The 25,690-nt window shown below is 60.7% G+C and carries 26 protein-coding genes and 7 tRNA genes; 3 read left to right on the top strand and 30 right to left on the bottom strand.

Going from position 1 to position 25,690, the window contains the following annotated elements:
- Positions 1–35 precede the first annotated feature (35 nt).
- Entirely contained in the window at positions 36–1,472 is a 1,437-nt protein-coding gene (locus YQ44_RS08010) for a SulP family inorganic anion transporter (RefSeq protein WP_232251125.1), read from the bottom strand.
- Between the two features lie 600 nt (positions 1,473–2,072).
- On the opposite strand from YQ44_RS08010, the gene YQ44_RS08005 reads away from it, so the two are divergent.
- Positions 2,073–2,627 carry an inclusion body family protein gene (locus YQ44_RS08005; protein WP_071322920.1) on the top strand — a complete coding sequence of 185 codons (555 nt, stop codon included), beginning with the start codon at positions 2,073–2,075 and terminating at the stop codon, positions 2,625–2,627.
- A 216-nt stretch (positions 2,628–2,843) separates the two neighbouring features.
- Here YQ44_RS08005 and YQ44_RS08000 read toward each other — a convergent pair.
- The 29 genes from YQ44_RS08000 to YQ44_RS07860 form a co-directional block, all read right to left on the bottom strand.
- Positions 2,844–2,917: transfer RNA gene (locus YQ44_RS08000), tRNA-Cys, on the bottom strand.
- 42 nt (positions 2,918–2,959) lie between these two features.
- A tRNA-Gly gene (locus YQ44_RS07995) sits at positions 2,960–3,035 on the bottom strand.
- A gap of 83 nt (positions 3,036–3,118) precedes the next feature.
- Positions 3,119–3,194 (bottom strand) — tRNA-Gly (locus YQ44_RS07990).
- Between the two features lie 83 nt (positions 3,195–3,277).
- Positions 3,278–3,353, bottom strand: a tRNA-Gly gene (locus YQ44_RS07985).
- 61 nt (positions 3,354–3,414) lie between these two features.
- Positions 3,415–3,490, bottom strand: a tRNA-Gly gene (locus YQ44_RS07980).
- A 71-nt stretch (positions 3,491–3,561) separates the two neighbouring features.
- Positions 3,562–3,637, bottom strand: a tRNA-Gly gene (locus YQ44_RS07975).
- A gap of 92 nt (positions 3,638–3,729) precedes the next feature.
- Positions 3,730–3,805, bottom strand: a tRNA-Gly gene (locus tag YQ44_RS07970).
- Positions 3,806–4,030: 225 nt separating this feature from the next.
- Positions 4,031–4,615, bottom strand: coding sequence for a CDP-diacylglycerol--glycerol-3-phosphate 3-phosphatidyltransferase (gene pgsA, locus YQ44_RS07965; protein ID WP_071322919.1), 585 nt, complete (start codon positions 4,613–4,615; stop codon positions 4,031–4,033).
- A 127-nt stretch (positions 4,616–4,742) separates the two neighbouring features.
- The gene (gene uvrC, locus YQ44_RS07960; protein WP_071322918.1) at positions 4,743–6,647 is read right to left on the bottom strand and encodes an excinuclease ABC subunit UvrC; all 1,905 of its coding nucleotides are present in this window, start codon (positions 6,645–6,647) and stop codon (positions 4,743–4,745) included.
- 13 nt (positions 6,648–6,660) lie between these two features.
- Complete coding sequence (acpS, locus tag YQ44_RS07955; RefSeq protein WP_071322917.1) at positions 6,661–7,056, bottom strand: holo-ACP synthase; 396 nt, start codon at positions 7,054–7,056, stop codon at positions 6,661–6,663.
- Positions 7,057–7,078: 22 nt separating this feature from the next.
- The gene (gene pdxJ, locus YQ44_RS07950; RefSeq protein WP_071322916.1) at positions 7,079–7,840 is read right to left on the bottom strand and encodes a pyridoxine 5'-phosphate synthase; all 762 of its coding nucleotides are present in this window, start codon (positions 7,838–7,840) and stop codon (positions 7,079–7,081) included.
- A gap of 39 nt (positions 7,841–7,879) precedes the next feature.
- Positions 7,880–8,719, bottom strand: coding sequence for a DNA repair protein RecO (recO, locus tag YQ44_RS07945; protein ID WP_071322915.1), 840 nt, complete (start codon positions 8,717–8,719; stop codon positions 7,880–7,882).
- Between the two features lie 28 nt (positions 8,720–8,747).
- The gene (gene era, locus YQ44_RS07940; RefSeq protein ID WP_034749612.1) at positions 8,748–9,650 is read right to left on the bottom strand and encodes a GTPase Era; all 903 of its coding nucleotides are present in this window, start codon (positions 9,648–9,650) and stop codon (positions 8,748–8,750) included.
- 1 nt (position 9,651) lies between these two features.
- The gene (rnc, locus tag YQ44_RS07935; RefSeq protein WP_071322914.1) at positions 9,652–10,467 is read right to left on the bottom strand and encodes a ribonuclease III; all 816 of its coding nucleotides are present in this window, start codon (positions 10,465–10,467) and stop codon (positions 9,652–9,654) included.
- 100 nt (positions 10,468–10,567) lie between these two features.
- Positions 10,568–11,485 (bottom strand): signal peptidase I, encoded by a 918-nt coding sequence (gene lepB / locus YQ44_RS07930; RefSeq protein WP_071322913.1) that lies wholly within the window; start codon positions 11,483–11,485, stop codon positions 10,568–10,570.
- Positions 11,482–13,275 (bottom strand): translation elongation factor 4, encoded by a 1,794-nt coding sequence (gene lepA / locus YQ44_RS07925; protein WP_071322912.1) that lies wholly within the window; start codon positions 13,273–13,275, stop codon positions 11,482–11,484. The genes lepB and lepA overlap by 4 nt, the downstream gene beginning before the upstream one ends.
- 304 nt (positions 13,276–13,579) lie before the next feature.
- Complete coding sequence (locus YQ44_RS07920; protein ID WP_071322911.1) at positions 13,580–13,834, bottom strand: glutaredoxin family protein; 255 nt, start codon at positions 13,832–13,834, stop codon at positions 13,580–13,582.
- A 55-nt stretch (positions 13,835–13,889) separates the two neighbouring features.
- Complete coding sequence (locus YQ44_RS07915) at positions 13,890–15,386, bottom strand: DegQ family serine endoprotease (protein ID WP_071322910.1); 1,497 nt, start codon at positions 15,384–15,386, stop codon at positions 13,890–13,892.
- A 229-nt stretch (positions 15,387–15,615) separates the two neighbouring features.
- Entirely contained in the window at positions 15,616–15,936 is a 321-nt protein-coding gene (locus YQ44_RS07910; RefSeq protein WP_071322909.1) for an RseA family anti-sigma factor, read from the bottom strand.
- A 66-nt stretch (positions 15,937–16,002) separates the two neighbouring features.
- Positions 16,003–16,626, bottom strand: coding sequence for an RNA polymerase sigma factor RpoE (gene rpoE / locus YQ44_RS07905; RefSeq protein WP_071322908.1), 624 nt, complete (start codon positions 16,624–16,626; stop codon positions 16,003–16,005).
- A 66-nt stretch (positions 16,627–16,692) separates the two neighbouring features.
- Complete coding sequence (locus YQ44_RS07900) at positions 16,693–17,220, bottom strand: hypothetical protein (RefSeq protein ID WP_156894732.1); 528 nt, start codon at positions 17,218–17,220, stop codon at positions 16,693–16,695.
- A gap of 122 nt (positions 17,221–17,342) precedes the next feature.
- Positions 17,343–18,593, bottom strand: coding sequence for a beta-ketoacyl-ACP synthase II (gene fabF / locus YQ44_RS07895; RefSeq protein ID WP_071322906.1), 1,251 nt, complete (start codon positions 18,591–18,593; stop codon positions 17,343–17,345).
- Between the two features lie 29 nt (positions 18,594–18,622).
- Positions 18,623–18,862, bottom strand: coding sequence for an acyl carrier protein (acpP, locus tag YQ44_RS07890; RefSeq protein WP_008449912.1), 240 nt, complete (start codon positions 18,860–18,862; stop codon positions 18,623–18,625).
- A 178-nt stretch (positions 18,863–19,040) separates the two neighbouring features.
- Positions 19,041–19,784 carry a 3-oxoacyl-ACP reductase FabG gene (gene fabG / locus YQ44_RS07885; protein ID WP_034749638.1) on the bottom strand — a complete coding sequence of 248 codons (744 nt, stop codon included), beginning with the start codon at positions 19,782–19,784 and terminating at the stop codon, positions 19,041–19,043.
- A gap of 49 nt (positions 19,785–19,833) precedes the next feature.
- Positions 19,834–20,775: an ACP S-malonyltransferase gene (fabD, locus tag YQ44_RS07880; protein WP_071322905.1), complete on the bottom strand. Its 942-nt coding sequence runs from the start codon at positions 20,773–20,775 to the stop codon at positions 19,834–19,836.
- Positions 20,776–20,807: 32 nt separating this feature from the next.
- Positions 20,808–21,806 carry a beta-ketoacyl-ACP synthase III gene (locus YQ44_RS07875; protein ID WP_071322904.1) on the bottom strand — a complete coding sequence of 333 codons (999 nt, stop codon included), beginning with the start codon at positions 21,804–21,806 and terminating at the stop codon, positions 20,808–20,810.
- A 15-nt stretch (positions 21,807–21,821) separates the two neighbouring features.
- Positions 21,822–22,889 carry a phosphate acyltransferase PlsX gene (gene plsX / locus YQ44_RS07870; RefSeq protein WP_071322903.1) on the bottom strand — a complete coding sequence of 356 codons (1,068 nt, stop codon included), beginning with the start codon at positions 22,887–22,889 and terminating at the stop codon, positions 21,822–21,824.
- Positions 22,890–23,098: 209 nt separating this feature from the next.
- Entirely contained in the window at positions 23,099–23,281 is a 183-nt protein-coding gene (gene rpmF / locus YQ44_RS07865; protein WP_034749653.1) for a 50S ribosomal protein L32, read from the bottom strand.
- Between the two features lie 313 nt (positions 23,282–23,594).
- Positions 23,595–24,092, bottom strand: coding sequence for a YceD family protein (locus tag YQ44_RS07860; RefSeq protein ID WP_071322902.1), 498 nt, complete (start codon positions 24,090–24,092; stop codon positions 23,595–23,597).
- A gap of 211 nt (positions 24,093–24,303) precedes the next feature.
- Between YQ44_RS07860 and YQ44_RS07855 the strand changes: the two genes are divergently transcribed.
- Together YQ44_RS07855 and YQ44_RS07850 are read left to right on the top strand one after the other, a co-directional pair.
- Entirely contained in the window at positions 24,304–24,912 is a 609-nt protein-coding gene (locus YQ44_RS07855) for a Maf-like protein (RefSeq protein WP_071326333.1), read from the top strand.
- An 18-nt stretch (positions 24,913–24,930) separates the two neighbouring features.
- The gene (locus YQ44_RS07850) at positions 24,931–25,683 is read left to right on the top strand and encodes an SAM-dependent methyltransferase (RefSeq protein ID WP_071322901.1); all 753 of its coding nucleotides are present in this window, start codon (positions 24,931–24,933) and stop codon (positions 25,681–25,683) included.
- Positions 25,684–25,690: the final 7 nt, after the last annotated feature.

The raw sequence follows: 25,690 nt of genomic DNA, 5'->3' as shown, positions 1-25,690 counted from the left end.
TTCCGCGACATGGCGCGAAACGGCGATCCACTATTTTACGCCACGCTCACGTCGACGCCCGCGCGCTGCAGCAAGGCCTGGTTGCGTCCGGACAAGTGCGTGACCTGCACATGCTTGCCCGCCTTCCCGTAGCGCTCGTACAGGGCCTCGATGGCGGCGATGGCCGAATGATCGGCCATGTGCAGGTGGCGGCAGTCGAGGATGATGCGCAGCGGGTCCGTCGCACTCTGGAACAGCTCCTGGAAATGCGTCGTCGAAGCGAAAAACAGGGTGCCATGCGGTGCGTACACGCGCACACCCGGCGTGCTGTCATCGATGTCGGCGCGCATCTCGCGTGCATGTTGCCAGGCAAAACTCAAGGCGGCAATGACGATGCCGCACAGCACGGCCGTCGCCAGGTCCGTCAACACCGTGATGATGGTGACGGCGACGATCACCAGCGCATCGTGCCGCGGCACCTTGCCCAGCACGCGCAGCGAACCCCAGGCAAACGTCTGCTGCGCCACGACGAACATCACGCCCACTAGGGCGGCCAGCGGAATGCGTTCGATCAGCGGCGACAGGAACAGGATGAACAATAAAATCATCACGCCGGCCGTGACGCCCGACAGGCGCGAACGGCCGCCGGAACTCAGGTTGATCATCGTCTGCCCGATCATGGCGCAGCCGCCCATGCCGCCAAACAGGCCCGAGACGACGTTCGACGCGCCCAGCGCGATGCATTCGCGGTTCGGCTGGCCCTTCGTTTGCGTGATGTCGTCGGTCAGGTTAAAGGTGAGCAAGGTTTCCAGCAAGCCCACCAGGGCCATCAGGGCCGCGTACGGGAAGATCACGTGCAAGGTAGCCATGTCCAGCGGCACGGTGGGGAAATGCAGGGCCGGCAAGCCGCCGGCGATATGCGCGAGGTCGCCCAGGGTGCGCGTCGGCAGATGCAAACTATAGCTGAGCACGCCAACGCCGAGGATGGCCACCAGCGCCGGCGGCACGGCTTTTGTCAGGCGCGGCAGCACGTACACGATGGCCATGGTCAGCGCCACCAGCGCGCCCATCACGAACAAGGACGCGCCGTGCAGCCATTGCTCGCCTTGCGGCGTGGCCTGGCGAAAGTGTTCCAGCTGGGCCATGGCGATGATGATGGCCAGGCCGTTCACAAAGCCCAGCATCACCGGGTGCGGCACCATGCGGATCAGTTTACCCAGGCGCAAGATACCGAACAGCGCCATCAGGATGCCGCCGAGCACCACCGTCGCCAGCAAATATTGCACGCCGTGCTGCGCCACCAGCGCCACGATGACGACGGCCATGGAACCGGCGGCGCCCGAAATCATGCCAGGGCGTCCGCCAAAGATGGCCGTCAGCGCGCAGATGATGAAGGCGCCGTACAGGCCCATCAAGGGATTGAGCTGCGCCACCAGGGCAAAGGCGATGCATTCGGGCACCAGGGCAAACGAGGTGGTCAGACCCGCCAGCATATTTTTTTGTATGTTCGAGAACCACTCATCCCGAAAAGTTGCGTTGATCATTGATTCAAATCCAGGGTCGGAACAGAGAAATACGCTGCTGAAGGGGAGTCAGCAGGCGCAGCCATGCTGGCGGACTGCGCAAGGAAGCCGCGCCGGGGTCCAACGAAAAGGGAAATCGTCAGTGACTACATGGGTATGGGGGAAAGGGGAAAATCCATCAGCGCGCCTGGCGACGCGGCTGAGCCTGCGGGCATTATACAAGATGCGGCAGGGCGGATCGTGGCGCCATCTCCTGCCCTGCCCGCGACAGCTCGAGGAGCAATCTCGTCGCCCTGGACAAATACGCGTATCGCCGTCCCGGCGCCCGCGCGCCGCCAGATCGGGAGGCGCCGGACGGGAAGCGGTAACAGATGATGTTTCCAGCCACCGCATTTTCAAAATGAAAATATTATAAATGGAATATTTTAAATATTATCCCGCCGTTTCAATTGGAGAGTTTTTATGCATTTTTTCCCACTACTCTACACAGCAGTGGTGGAGACTGCTTACCACATTAAAAAACGGGGCGCATCCGAAAAGCCAGACGAGTAGGAAAACTCAGGAGGATTTATGTCCGACGTGCAATTGAATGCCAGTAATATTACAATCAACATTCTCGTTGTAATAGACACCGATCTGATCATGGCCCAGCATCCGCGTCAGACGAGTCCCGACCAGACCAAGCCTGTGGGCCTGGTGCATACCAGCCAGTACATGATTGCCACCGATCCGCGCGGCATCAATAAAGGGCAAGGCACCGCCGACCTGAGTTTCAGGGCCAATGTGGGCGACTTCGTCTCGTTCACCGGCGCCTCCATCTATGACAACGCCGATTCGGCCGTCATTGTCTATGGCATCAATTACTGGAATGGCGACAAGGTCTTCAATAACTTTGTCTCCAACACCATCACCCGGAGAAATGCGGCCGTGCCGAATACGGATTCGTCGAATGGTTTGCCGGCCATTCAGCAATCGCGCAATTTTTCCAATTTCACGGCCCAGGTATCCAGATCCGGCACGGAAAATTTCTACGTTTATATTGCCTTATATAGCCTGAATGACGATGGCCAGACGCAAAGCCTGTACGGTTATTTTTATTGGGATCCACAGATTACTGTCAGCTAGTCATTTCCCGCAAATTAAATAAACATAAACCATTTATTTAATTAAGGCTGCCCTTGCAATTAATCGGGACATGAAATTCCCTGCATTGCATGGACCTGGCCGCGAAAAGCGGCCAGGCGGGAAACAGACGCCGATAACCGCCCTGTGCTACAGGCAAAAAAAAAGCCCACCGAAGTGGGCTTTTTTTACCTGCGCATGGTTTTTATGCGCTGCATCTGGAGGCGAGGACGGGAATCGAACCCGTCTAAACGGCTTTGCAGGCCGCTGCATAACCTCTTTGCTACCTCGCCAGAGGAACTGCTTGGATGCGCCTTCCGGCACACCTTGAAAACTGGAGCGGGAGAAGAGTCTCGAACTCTCGACCTCAACCTTGGCAAGGTTGCGCTCTACCAACTGAGCTACTCCCGCATTGGAGCTTGGTTACCGCCTAATCGCGCCGCGCATGGCGGCGGATAAAAAAAGGAAGCCAGCTTAGCTTCCCCTTAGAATTCTGGAGCGGGAGAAGAGTCTCGAACTCTCGACCTCAACCTTGGCAAGGTTGCGCTCTACCAACTGAGCTACTCCCGCATTGGAGCTTGGTTACCGCCTAATCGCGCCGCGCATGGCGGCGGATAAAAAAAGGAAGCCAGCTTAGCTTCCCCTTAGAATTCTGGAGCGGGAGAAGAGTCTCGAACTCTCGACCTCAACCTTGGCAAGGTTGCGCTCTACCAACTGAGCTACTCCCGCATTGGAGCTTCTATTTTCTGCCACTACACTACTATTCTTACTTTACTGCTACAGCTATCGCTGGAGCGGGAGAAGAGTCTCGAACTCTCGACCTCAACCTTGGCAAGGTTGCGCTCTACCAACTGAGCTACTCCCGCATACGAACCGCTATTTTACTGCCTTTTGTTACTGTTTACTAGTGCTGCTTGACTGCTGATCCAGTTTTCACTGGAGCGGGAGAAGAGTCTCGAACTCTCGACCTCAACCTTGGCAAGGTTGCGCTCTACCAACTGAGCTACTCCCGCAGTGGACAACATTGTATCAGAAGCTCTACTACATCGCCAGTACTACTTTTTACTGCATTCGCTGTTTTTACCTATGACACGATCCAGAAAACTGGAGCGGGAGAAGAGTCTCGAACTCTCGACCTCAACCTTGGCAAGGTTGCGCTCTACCAACTGAGCTACTCCCGCGTCATCAACAACAGGCCAGCATTATAGAGGGATTACAGGGGCTGTCAACGGGCAATATCTGGTCTTTTGCAAAATATTCCGAAGAAAGCCGTCGATACCGGCTTGAGGTCCTCCGAATAGCGTAGCGAGCAAGCTCAATATCGTGTTGAGTAGCGCAGCTGTACGAAGGTACAGCGAGCAACGGAGACGCGAGAGTGAGCTGCGCAGTAGCTAGGCGGAGTGGCCTCAGTGCAGATTTCCCGCTTTTTCCTTGATGAGGGGCCATGCCAGGCGCAAATAATAGAACATCGACCACACCGTCAGCACGCAGGCGATCCACAGCAGGCGTTCGCCCCACACATGGGTGTCGATCGCGCCGAAGATCACTTCGTGGTACAGCAGCAAGGGAATGGCCGTCATTTGCGCGGCCGTCTTGATCTTGCCGATCGAGCTGACGGCCACCGATTTCGACGCGCCGATCTGCGCCATCCATTCGCGCAGCGCGGAAATCGTGATTTCGCGGCCGATGATGATGAAGGCCAGCACGGCATTGACGCGGTCCAGTTGCACCAGCACCAGCAAGGCGCCCGCCACCATCAGCTTGTCGGCCACAGGGTCGAGAAAGGCGCCGAAGGCCGACGTCTGGTTCCAGCGCCGCGCGAGGAAGCCATCGAACCAGTCGGTGACGGCGGCAACGATGAAGACCAGGGTGGCAACCAGGTTCTGGTCGCCATGCAGCAGCATCGACGGCGGCAGGTAAAACACGCCGACGACGAGCGGAATCAGGGCCACGCGCAGCCAGGTCAGGAGGATGGGAATATTAAAAGGCATAAGGAAGCAATTGGCCGACGGGTAAATTGAACATGAAGAAAGCGTGAAGAAAGCGCCACTAGTCTACATGGCCCGGCAACATTAGCCTAGTCCGGTTGCGGCAGCGCCGGACCAGGCCATCGATTCATCAGTGCAACTGCTTGTAAATCTCTTCCGCCAGCTGGGTCGAAATCCCCTCCACCGACATCAGATCCTCGACGCTGGCGTCGACCACGCCGCGCAAGCCGCCAAAGCGCGACAGCAGTTTCTGCCGGCGCTTGGCGCCGATGCCTTCGATTTCCTCCAGGCGCGACGTCTGGCGCGTCTTGGCGCGCTTGGCGCGCATGCCGGTAATGGCGAAGCGGTGCGCCTCGTCGCGGATCTGCGCGATCAGCATCAGCGCGGCCGACTCCTTGCCCAGTTCCTGCGCCGGGCGGCCATCGACGAACAGCAGGGTTTCCAGGCCCACCTTGCGCCCCTCCCCCTTGGCAACGCCGACAATCAAGCTGATATCGAGTCCCAGCTCGGCGAACACCTGGCGCGCCATTTCGATCTGGCCCTTGCCGCCGTCGATCAGCACCACGTCGGGCATCACGCCATCGCCATTGGCCACTTTTTCATAGCGGCGCATCAAGACCTGGCGCATGGCCGCGTAATCGTCGCCGGGCGTGATGTCGTTGATGTTGTAGCGCCGGTATTCGCCATTCTGCATGGCGTGATGGTGGAATACCACGCACGACGCCTGCGTCGCCTCGCCCTGCGTGTGGCTGATGTCGAAACACTCGACGCGCAAGCTGTCGAGGTCTTCCGTTTCCAGGCGCAGCGCCTCGGCCAGCGCGCGCGTGCGCGACTGCTGCGAGCCCTGCTCGGACAGCAGGCGCGCCAGCGAAATCTCGGCGCCCTTCTGCGCCATCTCCAGCCACTGGCGGCGCTGCCCCTGCGGCTGGAAGATCAGGTTGATGCGGTGGCCGCACTGCTCCATCAGCGCCACCATCAGGGCCGGCTGGTCGAATTCGATATTCAGGATCAGGGTGCCGGGGATGAATTTCTCCGTGTAATGCTGGGCCAGGAAAGCGGCGAGCACTTCCACCTCGATGGCTTCCTCGGCGATGGCCGCCGCGTCGCTGAGCTGGCTGGGAAAATAGGCGCGGTCGCCCAGGTGGCGCCCGCCGCGCACCATGGCCAGGTTGACGCAGGCGCGCCCGCCCTGCACCAGCACGGCGATGATGTCGACATCGGCGTCGCCCGTCGTTTCCATGCTCTGCTGGTGCAGCACGCGCGACAGCGAGGCGATCTGGTTGCGCACCACCACGGCCTGCTCGAATTTCAGCTCGGCCGCAAAGGCGTGCATCTTCTTTTCCAGGTCGGCCATCACTTCGCTCTGGCGCCCGCGCAGGAAGCGCGCCGCGTTTTCCACGTCGTGCCTATAGTCTTCCTTGCTGATCAGGTCCACGCAGGGCGCGCTGCAGCGCCCGATCTGGTGCAGCAGGCACGGCCGCGTGCGGTTCGCATACACGCTATCTTCGCAGGTGCGGATCAGAAACACCTTTTGCAGGATCTGCATCGATTCCTTGACGGCCCAGGAACTGGGAAACGGCCCGAAATACTGGTTTTTCTTGTCTACCGCGCCCCGGTAATACACCATGCGCGGCGCCTCGCCACCCGTGATCTTCAAATACGGATACGACTTGTCGTCGCGGAACAGGATGTTGTAGCGCGGCTGCAGCGCCTTGATCAGGTTGTTTTCCAGGATCAGCGCTTCGGCCTCGCTGTGCGTGACGGTGGTTTCCAGGCGCGCGATGCGCTCGACCATCATGGCGATGCGGGGACTGGCCAGGTTCTTCTGGAAATAGCTGGAGACGCGCTTTTTCAGGTCACGCGCCTTGCCGACGTACAGCACCTTGTCGGCGGCGTCGAAATAACGGTACACGCCGGGCAGGTTCGGCAGCTTGGCGACGGTCGCCAGCACGTGCGCGCGCGGGTCGGGCGGCGTTTCCGCCAAGGTCGATGCTGGGATCGATCCAGGGATCGGTTCGGGGCTTGCTTCGGTCATTTCTGGCTCATTGTTACGCGGCTTGCTCGACAATCACGAACGCCACGGCATACTCTTCTTCATCGCTGATGGTCACTTGCGCGCTCAGGCGGTGTTGCTCCATGAACTCGGCCAGCACGCCGCTGCAGACGATCATCGGCTTGCCGCTCGGATGGTTCAGCATCTGCGCGGCGGGCCACGTCATCGGCATGCGCAAGCCCAGGCCGATGGCCTTGGAAAACGCTTCCTTGGCGGCAAAGCGGGTGGCCAGGAAACGCACACCGCGCACGGCGTTCTTCGCGCTGCGGGCGCGGAACTTTTCCAGCTCCTGCGGCCCCAGTATCTTTTTCGCGAAACGCTCGCCATGGCGCGCCAGCGCCGCCTCGATGCGGGGAATCTTGCAGATGTCGGTGCCGATGCCGTAGATCATGCTGCGTCCTTTGTGTGCGCGCTTATGCCTTGCTGCCGAGGCGGGTGGCCACCATGATGGCCTTCATTTCGCGCACGGCATTTTCCCAGCCGACAAACACGGCGTGCGCGACGATGGCGTGGCCAATGTTCAGCTCGGCAATCTCGGGAATGGCGGCGATCGCTTGCACGTTGGTGTAATGCAAGCCGTGGCCCGCGTTGACCTTCAAGCCGCGGCCCACGCCGAACAGCACGCCCGCCTTGATGCGTTCGAGCTCGGCCAGCTGCTCGGCGCCGTCCGTATCCGCATAGCGGCCCGTGTGCAGCTCGATCACGGGCGCACCGAGCTCGGCGGCAGCGGCGATCTGCTGCTCGTCGGCGTCGATGAACAGGCTCACGCGGATGCCCTCGCCTTGCAGCTGCTTGACGGCCGCCTGCACTTCCTTGAAATAGCGCACCACGTCGAGGCCCCCTTCGGTGGTCACTTCCGTGCGTTTTTCCGGCACCAGGCAGACGTCCGCCGGCTGGATGCGGCAGGCGAAATCGAGCATTTCCTGGGTCACGGCCGCTTCCAGGTTCATGCGTGTGAGCAATTGCGGCGCGATGGCGATCACGTCCGCATCCTTGATGTGACGGCGGTCTTCGCGCAGGTGCAGGGTGATGGCGTCGGCGCCGGCCTGCTCGGCCAGCAGGGCCGCGCGGATCGGGTCAGGATAGGCGGTGCCGCGCGCATTGCGCAGGGTGGCCACGTGGTCGATGTTGACGCCCAGGTCGATGACGGGGCCGGAAGGCTGCAAAAAGCTCATAAGATGGTATCCGTAAAGTGCTGTCGTGCCGCAAAGCCACTACAGTTGCATTAAATCGATCAGTATCTGGCGCGTATTCAAGGTGGCGCCACCCAGTTGATGGGCCAGCAGGAAGCGCATCAGCAGCTTGCTTTGCGCCTGCGTGGCCACATCGCCATAATCTTCGCGCTCCATGTCGAGCAGGGTCTTGCCCGTGATCTTAGGCCAGGCGTCGGCGGCGCGCGCCGGACGCGGCCCCCGCTCCGGGTCCACCACGTACACCTGTCCCGCCTGCACGGCCTGGCGCGTGCCCGTGCAGCGCGTGAGGTCGGCCGCCACGCCCGTTTCCTTGAGCAAGGCGCGCTCGAACTTGCGCAGCACGATGGGCGCCGGCTCATTGTGCGCCAGTTGATTCAAGGTGGCAACGTAGTGGTCGAACAGGACGGGGTGCGGGTCGTCGCGCGCCAGCAGTTTCACCAGCAATTCGTTCAGGTAAAAACCGCACAGCAGCGCTGTCTTTTCCAGTGGCAACATGCCGCCCACCCACTCGGCGCCCGTGAGGATGCGCAGCTCGGATTTACCGGTCCAACCCGCTTGCAGCGGCTGGAAAGTCTGCAGCACGCCGCGCAACTGCGAATGGGGCCGCTTGGCGCCCTTGGCGACGAGCGCGATGCGGCCGTATTCGCGCGTAAACACGTCGACGATGAGGCTGGTTTCCTTATGCGGGTAGCTGTGCAGCACGAAGGCTGGCTGGCCCGTGATGCGGCCGTCGCGCGCGGGCGGACGGCTGCGCCTTGGTGGCGGTGCGGAAGGTGCGGCCGGCGGCGCAATGGCCGCCGGCGCAGGGACGGCGAGTGAAGCTGGCGCGATGTCAGGCTGCGCTGGCGTGGTGGTGCTCATGCGTGTGGCGTCGCCCCCGGGTTGCGGATTACTCGTAGCCGTAGGCGCGCAAGCCCGCCTCGTTATCGGCCCAGCCCGATTTAACCTTGACCCAGATTTCCAGGTACACGGGACCGCCGAACAGTTTTTCCATGTCCAGGCGGGCCTGGGTGGAGACTTCCTTCAGGCGCGCGCCCTTGTTGCCGATAATCATGGACTTGTGCGTATCGCGCTCGACCAGGATGGCGGCGAACACGCGGCGCAGATCGCCTTCCTGCTCGAATTTCTCGATCAGCACGGTGCTCGTGTACGGCAGTTCGTCGCCGACAAAGCGGAACAGCTTTTCGCGCACGATTTCCGAGGCGAGGAATTTCTCGCTGCGGTCCGTGATGTCGTCCGGGCCAAAGATCGGCTGGTTTTCCGGCAAGAAACGCTTGATCTCGTTCTGCAAGCCTTCCAGCTGGAAATGCAGCTTGGCGGACACGGGCACGATGGCGGCGAAGTCGCGCATGGCGGCGATCTTTTGCGCGAATGGCAGCAGGACGGCCTTGTCCTTCACGCGGTCCGATTTATTGATGACGAGGATGCATGGCACTTCCTTCGGCAGCAAGTCCATCACTTGCTGGTCGGCCGGGCCGAACGTGCCCGCCTCGATCACGTACAGGATGACGTCCGAGGAAATCAGCGTGTTGGTGACGGTCTTGTTCAGCGTCTTGTTCAGCGCATTCGAATGGCGCGTCTGGAAACCGGGCGTGTCGACGTAGATGAATTGCGCGTCAGGCACCGTCTGGATGCCCGTGATGCGGTGGCGCGTCGTTTGCGCCTTGCGCGAAGTGATGCTGACCTTCGCGCCGATCAGCACGTTCATCAGGGTCGATTTGCCCACGTTGGGGCGGCCCACGATGGCGATATAGCCACAGCGGAAGTTGTCGGGCATTTTGGTGGCTGTCATGCTAGTGTCGATTCTGTTTAGTGTGAGCGGCGATGGCCGGGGCCGCCGGGGCGCCCGCGTCGTCGCTCTGGATGGTGGCAATACCAGCCAGCTTGAGCTGGGCGGCGCGCGGTTTGGGCTTGCGGCTGGCGGCTGGCGACTTCACGAGCGCCTGCTCGGCCACGTCCAGCGCCAGTTTGGCGGCGGCTTGCTCACCGGCGCGGCGGCTTCCGCCACGGCCGTAGACCTGGATATTCAATTTCGGCACCAGGCATTCGATCTCGAATTCCTGGCTGTGGGCGGCGCCGTGGGTCGCCACCACATTATATTGTGGCAGCGAAATTTTCTTGCTTTGCAAAAACTCCTGCAGCAAGGTCTTGGCATCCTTGCCCAGCGTTTGCGGATCGACCGAGTCGAGGATGGGAATGTAGAAGGCGCGTATCACCGTGCTGGCCGCATCGAAGCCCGTATCGAGGAAGATGGCGCCCAGCAAGGCTTCCAGGGTGTCGGCGAGGATGGACGGACGGCGGAAACCGCCCGACTTCAGCTCGCCTTCGCCCAGGCGCAGGAATTGCGACAATTCCAGCTTTTGCGCGATTTCATACAACGACTGCTGCTTCACCAGGTTGGCGCGCAGGCGCGACAGGTCGCCCTCGTCGATGGCCTTGAAGCGTTCGTACAGGATGGAAGCGACCACGCAGTTGAGGATGGAGTCGCCGAGGAATTCCAGCCGCTCATTATGCAAACTGCTGTGGCTACGATGCGTCAAGGCTTGCTGCAACAGGCCAGCATCCTGGAACGTATAGCCTAAACGGGTTTGCAATAGCTGAAGATTCATTGTTGTTTCTGTGTCATCTGAGTAATTCGGCTGGCCGCCGCGCGGGGAATCGGCGCGGCAGCCATGGACTGGCCTTGTAAGGGCCAGGCCGGCTTGTTGCTTAGTGTATGCCGCCCACGCGTTTCGGATTGCTGAAGTTCATCCACACCAGGAAAGCCTTGCCGACGATGTTCTCGTTAGGCACGAAGCCCCAGTAGCGGCTGTCCGCACTATTGTCGCGGTTATCGCCCATCATGAAGTAGTTGCCCGCCGGTACCACACACGTGAAACCGTCGTCGTTGTACTCGCATGCTTCCTTGTGCGGGAAATCCTTGACTTCGCGCAAGTTCAACGTCGGCGCCGGCTCGTCATTGAGGATGCGGTGGCTGACGCCCGTCAGGTTTTCTTCCAGCTGCTTGTGGTAAACCGTGCTTTCGTCGTCCAGATAGTCATCGAGCGGCGTGTACTGCACTTCCTTGCCGTTGACCGTCAAGCGCTTGTTTTCATAGGTGATTTTATCACCGGGCACACCGATCACGCGCTTGATGTAGTCTTGCGACATGTCTTTCGGGTACTTGAACACCATCACGTCGCCGCGCTGCGGGTCGTTCACTTCGATGATGCGCTTGTTGACGATAGGCAAACGGATACCGTAGGTGAACTTGTTCACGAGGATCAGGTCGCCCACCAGCAAGGTCGGCACCATCGAGCTCGACGGGATCTTGAATGGCTCGTACAGGAAGGAACGCAGGCAGAACACGAGGGCGATGACGGGGAAGAAGCTGCCCGAATACTCGACCCAGGTCGGCTGGCGCAACAGGGCCGCCTCGATGGCGGCGCGGCTGCCGCCCGCATCGGACTTGATGCCTTCGGCGGCCAGCTTGGACTGGCGTGCATCGAACTCGGCCAGGGCGCGGTCGGCCGCCTTGCGCCGCTGCTTGGACAGGTAAAACACATCCAGGCACCAGACAAAGCCCGTCAACACCATCAGCACGAACAGGATTAAAGCGAAATTTCCTAAGATCACTTGCAGGTTCATTTATCGTCCACTTGTAAAATTGCCAGGAATGCCTCTTGCGGGATCTCCACGGAACCCACTTGCTTCATGCGCTTCTTACCCGCTTTTTGTTTTTCCAGCAATTTTTTCTTGCGGCTGATATCGCCGCCATAGCACTTCGCCAGCACGTTCTTGCGCAGGGCTTTCACGTTCTCGCGCGATATGATGTTGGCGCCGATGGTGGCCTGGATGGCCACGTCGAACATCTGGCGCGGGATCAGTTCGCGCATCTTGGCAGCCACCTGGCGGCCACGGTACTGGCTGTTCGAGCGGTGGACGATGATGGCCAGCGCATCGACTTTTTCGCTGTTGATCAGCATATCGACCTTGACCACGTCGGCCGCACGGTATTCCTTGAACTCGTAGTCCATCGAGGCATAGCCGCGCGACGTCGATTTCAGGCGGTCGAAGAAGTCCAGCACGATCTCGGCCATCGGCATTTCATACACGAGCTTGACCTGGCGGCCGTGGTAGCTCATGTCCAGCTGGATGCCGCGCTTGGCGATACACAGGGTGATCACGGAGCCCACGTATTCCTGCGGCATGTACAGGTTGACCGTGACGATAGGCTCGCGCACTTCCTCGATGCGCGACGGATCGGGCATTTTCGACGGATTGTCGACGTTGATCAGGCTGCCATCGCGCTGGATCACTTCATACACGACGGTCGGCGCCGTCGTGATCAGGTCCATGTCGAATTCGCGCTCGAGGCGCTCCTGCACGATTTCCATGTGCAGCAAGCCCAGGAAGCCGCAGCGGAAGCCGAAGCCCAGCGCCTGCGACACTTCCGGCTCGTACATCAGGGCCGCGTCGTTCAGTTTCAGTTTTTCCAGCGAGTCGCGCAGCGCATCGTACTGGTTCGCCTCGACGGGGAACAGGCCGGCAAACACTTGCGGCTGCACTTCCTTGAAACCGGGCAATGGTTCGGCGGCAGGACGATTGGCCAGGGTGACGGTGTCGCCCACTTTCGCCGCCTTCAATTCCTTGATGCCGGCGATGATGAAACCCACCTGGCCTGCCGACAACTGCGGCAACGATTGCGAACGGGGCGAAAACACGCCGATATCTTCCACCAGCTGCACCGAATCGGTGGCCATCAGGCGGATCTTGTCCTTCGGCTTCAAGGTGCCGTTGACGACACGCACGAGCATCACCACGCCCACGTACGAGTCGTACCACGAGTCGACGATCAGGGCCTGCAGCGGCGCATCCGGGTCGCCCTTCGGCGGCGGCACCTTGGCGATCAGGGATTCGAGCACGTCCTGCACGCCCAGGCCCGTCTTGGCCGAACAGTGCACGGCGTCGGCCGCGTCAATGCCGATCACGTCCTCGATCTCGGCAATGGCGTTCGGCGGGTCCGCGTTCGGCAAGTCGATCTTGTTCAGGACGGGCACCACTTCCACGCCCAGGTCCAGCGCCGTATAGCAGTTGGCCACGGTTTGCGCTTCCACGCCTTGCGACGCGTCAACCACCAGCAATGCGCCTTCGCACGCCGACAGCGAGCGCGACACTTCATAGCTGAAGTCGACGTGGCCCGGCGTGTCGATCAGGTTCAGGTTGTAGATCTGGCCATCGCGCGCCTTGTAGTGCAGGGCCGCCGTTTGCGCCTTGATGGTAATGCCGCGCTCGCGCTCCAGATCCATCGAATCGAGCACCTGCGCCTCCATCTCGCGGTCGGACAAGCCGCCGCACAATTGAATGATGCGGTCAGCCAGGGTCGATTTACCGTGGTCAATATGGGCGATGATGGAGAAGTTGCGTATGTTATTCATTAACTAATATATGTGCGAGTGACAACACTGCTTTAACAGGAATCAAGGGGATCATGTCCGGGCCAAACAGGGCCAGACGGGCGCCCCACTCATGATGAAAAAAGCGCTCCGAGCAGGACATCTGCATGCCCAGGCGAGCGCTTTTGAAGCGACAGAAGCTGCTGCCTCGGACAGTAGCTTTTTCGACCTCCCCATTTTACCGGATTTCAGAGTAGAAAGCCCGTCTTATGAGGCCGGCGCAAGGGCAACGCTGCAATTTCGCCGCTTTTTGGCACCAGAATGGTGCAATGCGATGTCAATATTGTTATTTGTACCATGCGAGCCTGCGACGCACGGCAGCTTCGTCGAGGAAATAGTGGCACAGTTCCGGCTGCGCCAGGTCGGCAAACAACACCGGCACCAGCTCGTCGAAACGCGCCAGCAAGGTGGCATCGGGCGACGCGTCGATGTCGATCACCTCGACGGTAAACGGCCTTTCTGGCGTCTGCAACCGCTGCAAGGCGTCCAGCATATCCTGGCAAAGGTGGCAATAACTGCGGGAATAGAGGGTGAAGTGCATGAAAAAGGAAAGAAGGCATCCCGGCCGCGGCCGGGATGCACGGTGAATCAGAGGCTTACTTGGCCGACGGGCGCAACGAAACGAACTGCGCCACGTCGCCACGGCGCACCAGCACGGCCGAGGGCTTCTTCGGATCGAGCTTGGCCACCAGCGCGTTGAATTGCTTGGCGTCTTTCACGGCAACGTTGTTCAATTGCAAGATCACGTCGCCAGGCTGCAAGCCGGCCAGGGCCGCCACGCCATCGGCATCGTCAACCTGCACGCCGGCATCGATCTTCAGCTCCTGTTTCTTGGCGGCCGGCACGTCGCTGACCTTCAGGCCCAGCGCATTGACGGCTTGCGCTTCCGGCTCCTTGGCGCCCTTCTTGGCCGTCTTCTCGCTTTCGAGTTCGACGACGGTGACCGGAATCTCCTGCTGCGCGCCCTTGCGCCAGACGGTGATGCTGGACTTGCCATTGACGGCGGCGCCGCCTACCAGGCGCGGCAGGTCGGACGAACGCTCGATCGGCGTGCCATTGAATTTCAGGATGATGTCGCCCGGCTTGATGCCCGCCTTGTCGGCCGGACCGCCCGGCTCCACCATCGACACTTGCGCCCCCTTGGCGTTCGGCAAGCCCAGCGATTCGGCCACTTCCTTGCTCACTTCGCCGATCTGCACGCCGATGCGGCCGCGCACGACCTTGCCCGTCTTTTTCAGTTGCTCGCCGACGCGCATGGCTTCATCGATGGGCACGGCAAACGAAATGCCGTTGTAGGCGCCGGACAGGGTGGCGATCTGCGAATTGATACCGATCACCTCGCCGCGCATATTGATCAGCGGGCCGCCGGAGTTGCCGGGATTGACGGCCACGTCGCTCTGGATCAGCGGCAAGTAGTCGCCCGTATCGCGCGACTTCGCGGAAATGATGCCGGCCGTCACGGTGTTTTCCAGGTTGAACGGCGAACCGATGGCGATCACCCATTCGCCCACGCGGATCTTGTTCGAATCGCCGATGGTCAGGCGCGGCAGGTTGCCGCCCTCGATTTTCAGCAGGGCCACGTCGGTGCGCGCATCGGCGCCGATCACCTTGGCCTTGAATTCGCGCTTGTCCGTCAGGGTCACGTACACCTCGTCAGCGCCATCGACCACGTGCGCGTTGCTCAGCACGTAGCCATCGGCCGAGATGATGAAACCGGAACCGACGCCGCGCTGCACTTCCTGCTCCTGCGGCACGGCACGGCGGCCGCCGCGCGGTGCCTGCTGGCGCGGCGTCGGCATGGCGCCGCCAAAGAAGCGGCGCAGGAATTCCTGCATTTCCTGCTCATCCTGGCCACCCGCGCCCGGGCCGCCCATTTTCAGCCGCTCGGTGGTGCGGATATTCACCACGGCGGGACCGACGGCGTCGACCAGGTCCGAGAAATCAGGCAGCTTGACGGCCGACACGGCCGCATGCGCTTGCGGCGCCAGGCCCAGCATGGCCGGGGCAAAAAAGACGCCAGCCGTACCGAACAATAAGGCGGAAAGCGTCTTCACTGAAAACGACTTGCTGGCGGCACACATGTTTTTTTTCATGGAATGGATCTTTTCGAATATTAAAACGGATCAGGCGATTGCCTGCGTGCGGGATAGGCCGTCATGACGCCATCCCAGGGATAAACACACCTGACAGCACGCATGGCAAACCATGCAACAATATATCGCAAAAGCAAGATATTGCCTGCTCATAGTGTCAATCGTGCAGAAGGGCAATGTCAAGAGGGAGAGGCCGGCATTAAGCCTCGCGTAAGACGCGCGGCGAACGCTATCGCTGCACCAGCGGCCCCGCTTCCAGCGGCTCGGCCAGGCCCGGCGGCACGCCTGGCGCGGAGACGGACGATAGCGGCGCAGGGACGGACGCCGCTTCGCCGGCCAGGCACGCCGCCAGCCGCGCGTCGAAATCGGCGCTCAGTTCGTGGCCGCGCCGGTCCGAGCGCAAGACATCGCCGATGCGGCGATACGCCTCCCAGGCCAGGCGACCCTCTTCCGTATCGAGGGCGGCAAAGGCCAGTTCGAGTTCGCTGGCCGCCAGTTCGCCATCGGCGAGGGCGGAAATAGTCTCGTGCAATCGTGCGTGCGTGTCCATGATAGGCCCTGCCATTTCAAGAGTATCGGTGCGAAAACCGGGCGCAGCCATGCCATCCTCGTCACATTACCAGCGCTTGTCAATCGGCATGTCCAACAATGGCTTCAATTTCTCCGCGATCACTTCGCGCGCGCGGAAAATCCGGCTGCGCACGGTGCCGATGGGACAGGCCATGATCTCCGATATTTCTTCATAGCTCAGCCCCTCGATCTCGCGCAGCACGATGGCCGTGCGCAACTCGATGGGCAGCACATCCATGGCGGCATTGACGGTCGCGGCGATCTGCTTGCTGGCCAGCACAGATTCTGGCGTATTGTTGTCACGCAATTTATTGCCGTCATCGAAGGACTCCGCCTGCTCGGCATCGGCGTCGCTGGACGTGGCGGCGCGGCGCCCCTGGGTGACGAGATAATTCTTGGCCGTATTGATGCCGATGCGGTACAACCAGGTGTAGAAGGCGGCGTCGCCGCGAAAATGGCGCAGCGCCCGGTATGCCTTGATAAAGGTTTCCTGCACCACATCTTCAGCCTCCGCCGGGTCATGCACGAGGCGCGACACCAGACGCATCAGGCGACGCTGATATTTCGATACCAGGACGTCAAATGCCCGTTTGTCGCCGGCCTGTACCCGCTCGACCAGCAACTGATCATACTCGCGCTCTGTCCTCACGCCCAATGTCCCCGTTGGCATGCAGCGTGGGCGCCTGTATGGATATAGAGTTGGCCCGCTGCAAGAAGTTCAGTGTTCGCCCCACTTTTATTCTTCCTTTCCCCGCACCGCGATGGCCCGGCAAGCCACGGCCAGCTGGCGAAATGCCGGGCAACCGCGTCCGCGCTGCGCCAGCACGGTCACGCCGCGCCCCTGCCCGTCCGCCAGGCAGAGCACCAGCAGCGCCGGCCACAGGGTGGAGCCGGGCAGCAGGCGCAGCAGCGTTGACGCCGCCTCCGCACCCTGCCCCGCCTGCGTCTCGCCGCCCCAGGCGCCTGGCGCCGCGCCATGCTCCAGATATACCGCCAGGCGCAACTGGCCGACCGGCGAAATATCAAGCGCCTGCGGCTTTCTGCGCCTGCGCAGCAAAAGCAGCAATACCACCCCGCCAAGCGCACTCAGCATTGCCATAGGCCAGCCCAGGGCATGGCCGCCGACTGTCACGCCGGGCACGGCCGCGGCCCGCCAGGCGCCCGAAAGCGGCCAGGCAGCCAATAGCGCGCAGCAGGCAAGCATGGCTTGCAGCCAGCGCAAACAGACAGGCGTGCGAATGACAGCCGCTACCGCGATCGACATATACGTGGGAAAAACATCAGGCGCGCCGACACCATGTCGGGCAAATTCAGGCACCAACGAACGTTGGCGCCGAATCAGCGCTCACTACGGTTTGACCGCAGTGAGCGCTTGAAAGTTCCTGCTTATTTCGCTTTACCGAAAATCAGCGTGCCATTCGTACCGCCGAAGCCGAACGAATTTTTCACTGCATAATCGATCTTCATTTCACGCGCCGTGTTGGCACAGAAATCGAGATCGCAAGCCGGATCCTGGTTGAAGATGTTGATGGTCGGTGGCGACACCTGATGGTGTACTGCCAGGACCGTAAACACCGCTTCCAGACCGCCCGCGCCGCCCAGCAAATGGCCCGTCATCGACTTTGTCGAGTTGACGACCAGATTCTTGGCATGCTCGCCGAAGGTGCGTTTGATGCCCATCACTTCCGCCACGTCGCCTTGCGGGGTCGACGTGCCGTGCGCGTTCAGGTACTGAATCTGATCCGGGTTCAAGCCTGCGTTGTTGAGGGCCGCGATCACCGATTTGCTGCCGCCGCTGCCATCTTCCAGCGGCGAGGTCATGTGATAAGCATCTGCGCTCATCCCGAAACCATGCACTTCGGCATAGATCTTGGCACCACGGGCCACCGCGTGCTCGTACTCTTCCAGCACCATGACGCCAGCGCCCTCGCCCAGCACGAAGCCGTCGCGGTCGGTATCCCACGGACGCGATGCCGTTGCCGGATCGTCGTTGCGGGTCGACAAGGCACGCGCCGAGGCGAAACCGCCCAGGCCCAGCGGCGACACGGTCGACTCGGCACCGCCGGCGATCATGACGTCGGCATCGCCGTACTCGATCATGCGCGCTGCCGCGCCGATGCTGTGCAAACCGGTGGTACACGCCGTAACGATCGCCAGGTTCGGGCCCTTCAGACCATATTTGATCGAAAGGTTGCCAGAGATCATGTTAATGATCGAGGCAGGCACGAAAAATGGCGAGATACGGCGCGGACCGCGCTTTTCGTACTCGGATTTGGTTTCCTCGATCAGCGGCAAGCCACCGATACCGGAACCGATGATGACGCCGATACGCTCGGCGTTTTCCTCGGTCACTTCCAGACCGGAGTCCTGGATCGCCTGGATGCCCGCAGCCATGCCGTAATGGATAAAGGTATCCATGTGGCGGGCTTCCTTACCGGAGATGTAATCTTCGATATTGAAGCCTTTGACTTCACCGGCAAAATGCGTGGTGAATGGCTGTGCATCAAACTTGGTAATCGTGGCAATGCCGGATTTACCTTCAATGATTGCGCCCCACGCCTCGGCAATAGTATTGCCGACAGGTGAAACGCAGCCCAGGCCGGTGACAACAACACGACGGTTTTTAGAACGGCTCAAGCGATTCTCCTGAAGTCGGTCAGACAGGCTTAGGCCTTGACGTGTGCGGTGGCGTAGTCGATCGCCTGTTGCACGGTGGTGATTTTTTCAGCTTGTTCGTCAGGGATTTCCATTTCGAATTCGTCTTCCAGGGCCATGACCAGTTCCACGGTGTCCAGGGAATCGGCGCCGAGATCGTCGACGAAGGAGGATTCGATTTTGATGTCTGCTTCTGCAACGCCCAGTTGCTCAGCGACGATTTTCTTAACGCGTTGTTCGATATCCGACATGTTATGGCTCCAAAGTGTGTGTTACGGAAAGTGCGCGCATTTTATCAGGTTTGCGCGTCCGAATACTAATTTCGGTGTCTGCTGCTAATTCGACCGAAGCTGCTGCTAAAAGATGCGATTATAGACAAAAACGACCGTTGAATCATGCCACAAACAGCCGCCCCGCCTTGCTTTCGCATCAATTCATGTACATTCCGCCATTCACGTGCAGGGTCGTGCCCGTGATATAGGCCGCTTGCGGCGAGGCCAGGAAGGCCACGGCGGCCGCCACATCTTCCGGCTTGCCCAGGCGTGACAGCGGAATTTGCGTCAGCAGCGCCGCGTGCTGCTCTTCGCTCAGCGCCTTGGTCATGTCGGTATCGATGAAGCCCGGGGCGATGCAATTCACGGTAATGTTGCGGCTGCCGATTTCGCGCGCCAGCGCGCGGCTCATGCCTTCCACGCCAGCCTTGGCCGCCGCGTAATTCATCTGTCCCGGATTGCCCGACGAGGCCACCACCGACGTGATGTTAATGATACGCCCAGTTTTGGCTTTCATCATGCCGCGCAGAACCGCGCGCGACAGGCGGCCAACGGCCGACAGGTTGGTGGAAATGACGCTGTCCCACTCCTCATCCTTCATGCGCATGGCCAGCTGGTCTTGCGTGATGCCCGCATTGTTGACGAGGATCGACAGGCTGCCATAGGTTTTCTGCACTTCGTCGACGACGGCGGCACAGCGCGCCGCATCCGTCACGTTCAGGACCAGGCCCTTGCCCGTCACGCCTTCGGCGGCCAGGTAATCGGTGATGGCCTGTGCGCCGCTTTCCGAGGTGGCGGTGCCGACGACGGTGGCGCCCTGCTTGCCCAGTTCGGTGGCGATGGCGCGGCCGATGCCGCGCGAGGCGCCCGTGACCAGCACGACTTGATTTGCTAAATTCATGAGTATCCTTAAAAGCAAGCGCGGCAGGCAGGCTGCCGCGATCTATTGTTTACTTGAGCTGCGTCAAAATGCGTTCCAGCGACGCCTGGTCGACGATCGCATCGCCCACCAGCACCGGATCGATGCGCTTGGCCAGGCCCATCAGGACCTTGCCCGGACCGCACTCGATCACTTGCGTGATGCCGTCAAGCGCGACTTTTTGCATGGTTTCTACCCAGCGCACGGGGCTGGCGGCCTGGCGCACGAGCGCCTCCTTGATGCCGGCCGGGTCATTGACGATGGCCACGTCGACGTTGTTGATCAGGGCGATTTGCGGCGCCGAGAACGTCAGGCCGGCCATGTATTCGCGCAAACGGTCCGACGCCGGCTTCAGCAGCGACGAGTGGAACGGCGCCGAAACGGGCAGCTTCATGGCGCGCTTGGCGCCCTTGGCCTTGGCCAGTTCGCAGGCGCGCTCGACAGCGGCCGTATGGCCGGCGATGACGACTTGCGCTGGCGCATTGAAATTGACAGGCTCGACCACCAGGGCCGGGTTTTCCGCCGCCGCTTCCGCGCAGGCGGCGCGCACGTCGTCGTCCGACAGGCCCAGCACGACAGCCATCGTGCCCTGGCCGACCGGCACGGCTTCCTGCATGGCCTGCGCGCGGAAGCGCACCAGCGGCACGGCATCCTTGAACGCGATGACGCCGGCGGCGACCAGCGCCGAGTATTCACCCAGGCTATGGCCGGCAACGACGGTCGGCACGGCGCCGCCCGCCGCCAGCCAGGCGCGGTAGACGGCCACGGCGGCCGTCAGCATCACGGGCTGGGTATTCGTCGTCAGGTCCAGCTCTTCCTTCGGACCTTCGGCAATCAGCTTGCCCAGGTCGAATTGCAGCGCGTCCGACGCTTCGGCCACGGTCTGGGCCACGACCGGATTGCCGGCGAAACCGTCGAGCATCGCGATCGCTTGCGAGCCTTGGCCTGGGAAAACAAATGCAAATTGTGTCATGTCGACTCCGTTTTTTTAATAGTGTTGCGGTATTACATGCGCGCCAGCACGGCGCCCCAGGTAAAGCCGCCGCCCACGCCTTCCATCATGACGTTGTCGCCCTTCTTCACGCGGCCATCGCGCACGGCGATGTCGAGCGCCAGCGGGATCGAGGCGGCCGAGGTATTGCCATGCTGGTCGACCGTGACGACCATCTTTTCCAGCGGCAAGCCGAGCTTCTTGGCCGTGCTGTTCATGATGCGGATGTTCGCCTGGTGCGGGATCAGCCAGTCGATCTGGTCCGAAGTCATGTTGGCGTGCGCCAGCGCTTCGTGCGCGACTTTTTCCAGCACGGAGACGGCCAGCTTGAACACGGCCGGGCCATCCATGTACAGGAAGGCGCTGCCGGCCAGCGCGCCGCCGGCCAGGCTGCCCGGCACGCTGAGGATGTCCGAGTGGCGGCCGTCCGCGTGCAGCTTGGTGGCGAGGATGCCCGGCTCGGTCGAGGCCGTCATGACGATGGCGCCGGCGCCGTCGCCGAACAGCACGCAGGTGCCGCGGTCGTCGAAATTGAGGATGCGCGAAAACACCTCGGCGCCGATCACCAGCACATTCTTGTGCATGCCTGACTGGATGAAGCTGTCAGCCGTGGCGACCGCATACACGAAGCCGCTGCAGACGGCTTGCACGTCGACGGCGGCGCAGTTGTTGGTGATGCCCAGCTTGTTTTGCACGATGCAGGCGGTGCTGGGGAAGCTGCCGAAGAAATCGGGAGTCGAGCTGGCGACGATGATCAGGTCCAGGTCGTTGCCGTTCAGGCCAGCCATTTCCAGGGCCTTTTTGGCCGCTTCCACGCCCAGGTCCGAGGAATTTTGCGACGGCGCCGCGTAATGGCGCGCCGAGATGCCGCTGCGCGACACGATCCACTCATCCGATGTCTCGATGCCCTTGGCGGCGAGCTGTTCGGTCAAATCCTGGTTGGTGACGCGCTTCTCCGGCAGGTAGCTGCCGGTACCGATAATTTTGCTGTAGATTTTGCTAAAAACAGTCATGCAAGTACCCGTCCACTAAATGGTAGAGCTTGTTGATGTAGGTTCGTCCGGTACTGGCGTGCGCGGCATCAGCTCGGCAATCATGCTGGCCAGGTGCGCTTGCACGTCATTTTTTGCCGCATCAAAGGCGCGGCGCAAGGCCCATTCGAACGAATAGGCATCGGCGCTGCCGTGGCTCTTGAAGACGAGGCCACGCAAGCCCAGCAGGCTGGCGCCGTTGTAACGCGAAGGATTCAGGCGGTTACCGATGGCTTTCAGGGCGCCGCGGGCGATCAGCGCGCCCAGCATGGTAATCGGATTGCGCTTGAATTCGGACGTCAGCACGTCTTTCATGAAGCGCGCCAGGCCTTCGATGGCTTTCAAGGTGACATTGCCGACGAAGCCATCGCAGACGACGATGTCGGTGGTGCCCTTGAAGATATCGTTGCCTTCCACGTTGCCGTAGAAGTTCAGCGCGCCACGCTCGTGGTCAGCCTGCAGCAGCTTGGAAGTGAGTTTCACCACTTCATTGCCCTTGATATCTTCCGTGCCCACGTTCAGCAAGCCGATCGTGGGACGGGCGATGCCTTCCATGGCGGACACGAGCACGGAACCCATGATGGCGAACTGGTGCAAGTGATGCGGCTCGCAATCGACGTTGGCGCCCAGGTCCAGCATGTAGGTGGGACCATTCTTTTGATTCGGCAAGATGCTGCAGATGGCCGGGCGGTCGACGCCCGACATGGTTTTCAATACATAGCGCGACACGGCCATCAGGGCTGCCGTATTACCGGCGGAGACGGAGGCTTGCGCCACGCCGCTCTTGACCTGTTCGATGGCCACGCGCATGGAGGAATCCTTCTTGCGGCGCAGGGCCACTTCGAGCGGATCATCCATGGTAACTTGTTCGGAGGCATGCAGTACCGACAGGCGCGGATGCGTGTCGGCTTTATGTTTTTTCAGTTCGGCACGGATCACGTCTTCCAATCCAACAAGGATCAGTTCGGCTTCAGGCTCATGTTTTACGAAGGAAATTGCTGCGGGGATAGTGACTGAGGGACCGTGATCTCCGCCCATGCAGTCGATAGAAATTTTGATTGTCATTTGTGTTGATTCAGTACCGCTGCGGGCGTGCGGCAAGATGTGAATCGGACTGGAGCATATGCAGGGCGCAGCATATCATGCATAGACCTGGGCAGCTTGATTCAAAATGACGGTGTGCAAGATGAATTGCAGCCGATAAAAAAGAAGAAGCGGCGCCACGCCGAATAACCACGCAACACCGCTTTCATCTTACCCAACAAAAACGTCGATTACTCGTCGTTTTTGGTCTTCAGCACTTTACGGCCACGATAGAAGCCGTTAGGGCTGATATGGTGACGCATGTGGGTTTCGCCGGTAACTGGCTCGACGCTCAATTGCGGCGCGACCAGGAAGTCGTGCGAACGGTGCATGCCGCGCTTGGAAGGGGTTTTCTTGTTCTGTTGAACTGCCATGATGACTCCTAATACATAAGTTCTAAAATTTTAGCACAATCGATTAGCAAATACATGCGAATCGAGTATCCCAGCGGCAAAGACTACCCGAAAACAGTCCGTACCGACATCGTTTATTACAATTACATTTCACTACACTTGCCATACTCGATTACTACACGCGTTTGACACGTTCTTTACTGGAAGCATAAAAAACCTACTGCGCTTCCCGCTCTCGCCTCGGCGTTGCTCAGCATACCTTCGTACGCCTGCGCCACTCAAGACGATATCGGGCCGCTCGCTACGGTTTTTAAGGCTTCCTTTCTTGCACTACTTATTCTGGCTTCAAGTCTTTCAGTGCCGCGAACGGCGACTTCTTTTCAGTCTTGAGAGCATCGAGCTGCGCCGTATCGGGGCAGACGTCATGTTTGGGTACCTGCGGCAGGGCCAGCAAGGCTTCATCTTCGATCAGGGCCGTGGCATCCATGGTGCGGCTGCCAACAATCACGTCGATCGTTTCATCGTTGATGATTTCTTCGATCTCGTCCGCGTGCTCGTCATCCTTGCCCAGCATCAGAACAGTCGAAGAATCTATCGTATATGCATACGGGGTCAGGCAGCGCTGGCAAACCAGCTGAACGGTGCCGTTGACCGACAAGGTCAGTTGTGGGTAGCCCAGCTTGCTGGTGCCGCCGACGACCTTCCAGGCGATCTCGCCGGAAGCATCTGCACAATCCTTGGTCAACCGGGTCATTTCAGCGACAGGAGTTACACCCTCGCGGCTCCCGCTGATACGACAAAAATCAAAGGCGTCGATCACAAAAGCATTCATTGGTAGAAAATTTCCCCGGAAAACCTGCGATAATAACAGGGTTTTGAGCGCCGAGTCAAAGGCTAAGCATCTTTTTTGATGCATTTATCAACACCGCCATGCCGCCTGGAGCCTCATTGACGAGCTCCGTGCCCGGGATTCCGCTGGAATCGCCATGGCCCATATCACGACACCTACTATCGCGGCCATGCCGGCCGCCATCCGCTACCGAATGATACCAACTTCCGCCCCATCGCGCTTGATTCTTGCATCGAGTTCCACCTACCGCAAGGAATTGCTGAGCCGCCTGCGCCTGCCTTTCGAGGTGGCCGTGCCCGATCTCGATGAAAGCCCCCTGCCCGGCGAAAGCCCCAGCGCCACGGCCCTGCGCCTGGCACAGGCCAAGGCGCAAGCCGTCCTCGACCGCTTCCCCGGCAGCCTCGTCATCGGCTCCGACCAGGTCGCCACGCTGGACGGCGCGCAAATCGGCAAGCCGGGCAACCATGACCACGCCCTGCTGCAGCTGCAAGCCATGCGCGGGCGCCAGACCGTGTTCCACACGGCCCTGTGCCTGCTCGACGGCCGCCACATGCCCGCCGTGGCGCAGGTGGAAGACATCCAGACCCGCGTCACCGTGCGCGACCTGCCCGATGCCGAACTGGACGCCTACCTGCGCCTCGAGCAACCGTACGACTGCGCCGGCAGCGCCAAGAACGAGGGGCTGGGCATCGCCATCCTCGAGCGCATCGACAGCACCGACCCCACCGCCCTCACCGGCTTGCCGCTGATCGCCCTGACGGGCATGCTGCGCCGCGCCGGCGTGGCGTTCTTCACCCTTTAATACATCGACAACAAGAATATGACCGGCACCCTGTACCTGATCCCCAACCACCTCGGCCTGTCCGACAACAGTCCGGCCGATGCGCTGGCCCACATCATTCCAAGCCAGGTGCGCCAGATCACCTCGCAGCTTGATTATTTCGTCGCGGAAAACGCCAAGACGGCGCGCGCCTTCCTGAAACTGATCGGCATCGAGCATCCGCTGGCCAGGCCGCTGCAGGAAATCACCATTTCCGAGCTCAACGTGAATACCCCGGCGCAGGCGCTGGCCGGCTTGCTGGCGCCGCTGCTGGCGGGGCGCGACGCGGGCCTCGTGTCGGAAGCGGGCGTGCCGGCCGTGGCCGATCCCGGCGCCGACCTGGTGCGCCTGGCGCACCAGCACGGCATCAAGGTGCGCCCGCTGGTGGGGCCGTCGTCGATCCTGCTGGCCGTGATGGCCAGCGGCCTGAATGGCCAGAGCTTTGCCTTCAATGGCTACCTGCCCACCGACGCCACCCTGCGCGCCAAGCGCATCAAGGAGCTGGAAAGCCGTTCGCGCCATGAAAAGCAAACCCAGCTGTTTATCGAGACGCCGTACCGCAACGCCGCCATGCTCGAGGCGCTGGTGGCCCAATGCGCGCCCTCGACGCTGATCTGCGTCGCCACCGACCTGAGCCTGGACACGGAAAGCGTGCAAACGTGGAACGGCGGGCAGTGGAAGAAACAATTGGCGGCAGGCAAAGCACCGGACTTCCACAAGAAGCCGACCGTTTTCCTGCTGCTGGGCCAGTAAGCGCGCG

It is taken from the genome of Janthinobacterium sp. 1_2014MBL_MicDiv (genome assembly GCF_001865675.1).
In the GTDB taxonomy this organism is placed as follows: domain Bacteria; phylum Pseudomonadota; class Gammaproteobacteria; order Burkholderiales; family Burkholderiaceae_D; genus Janthinobacterium.
This window is presented reverse-complemented; position numbering and strand designations above follow the sequence as displayed.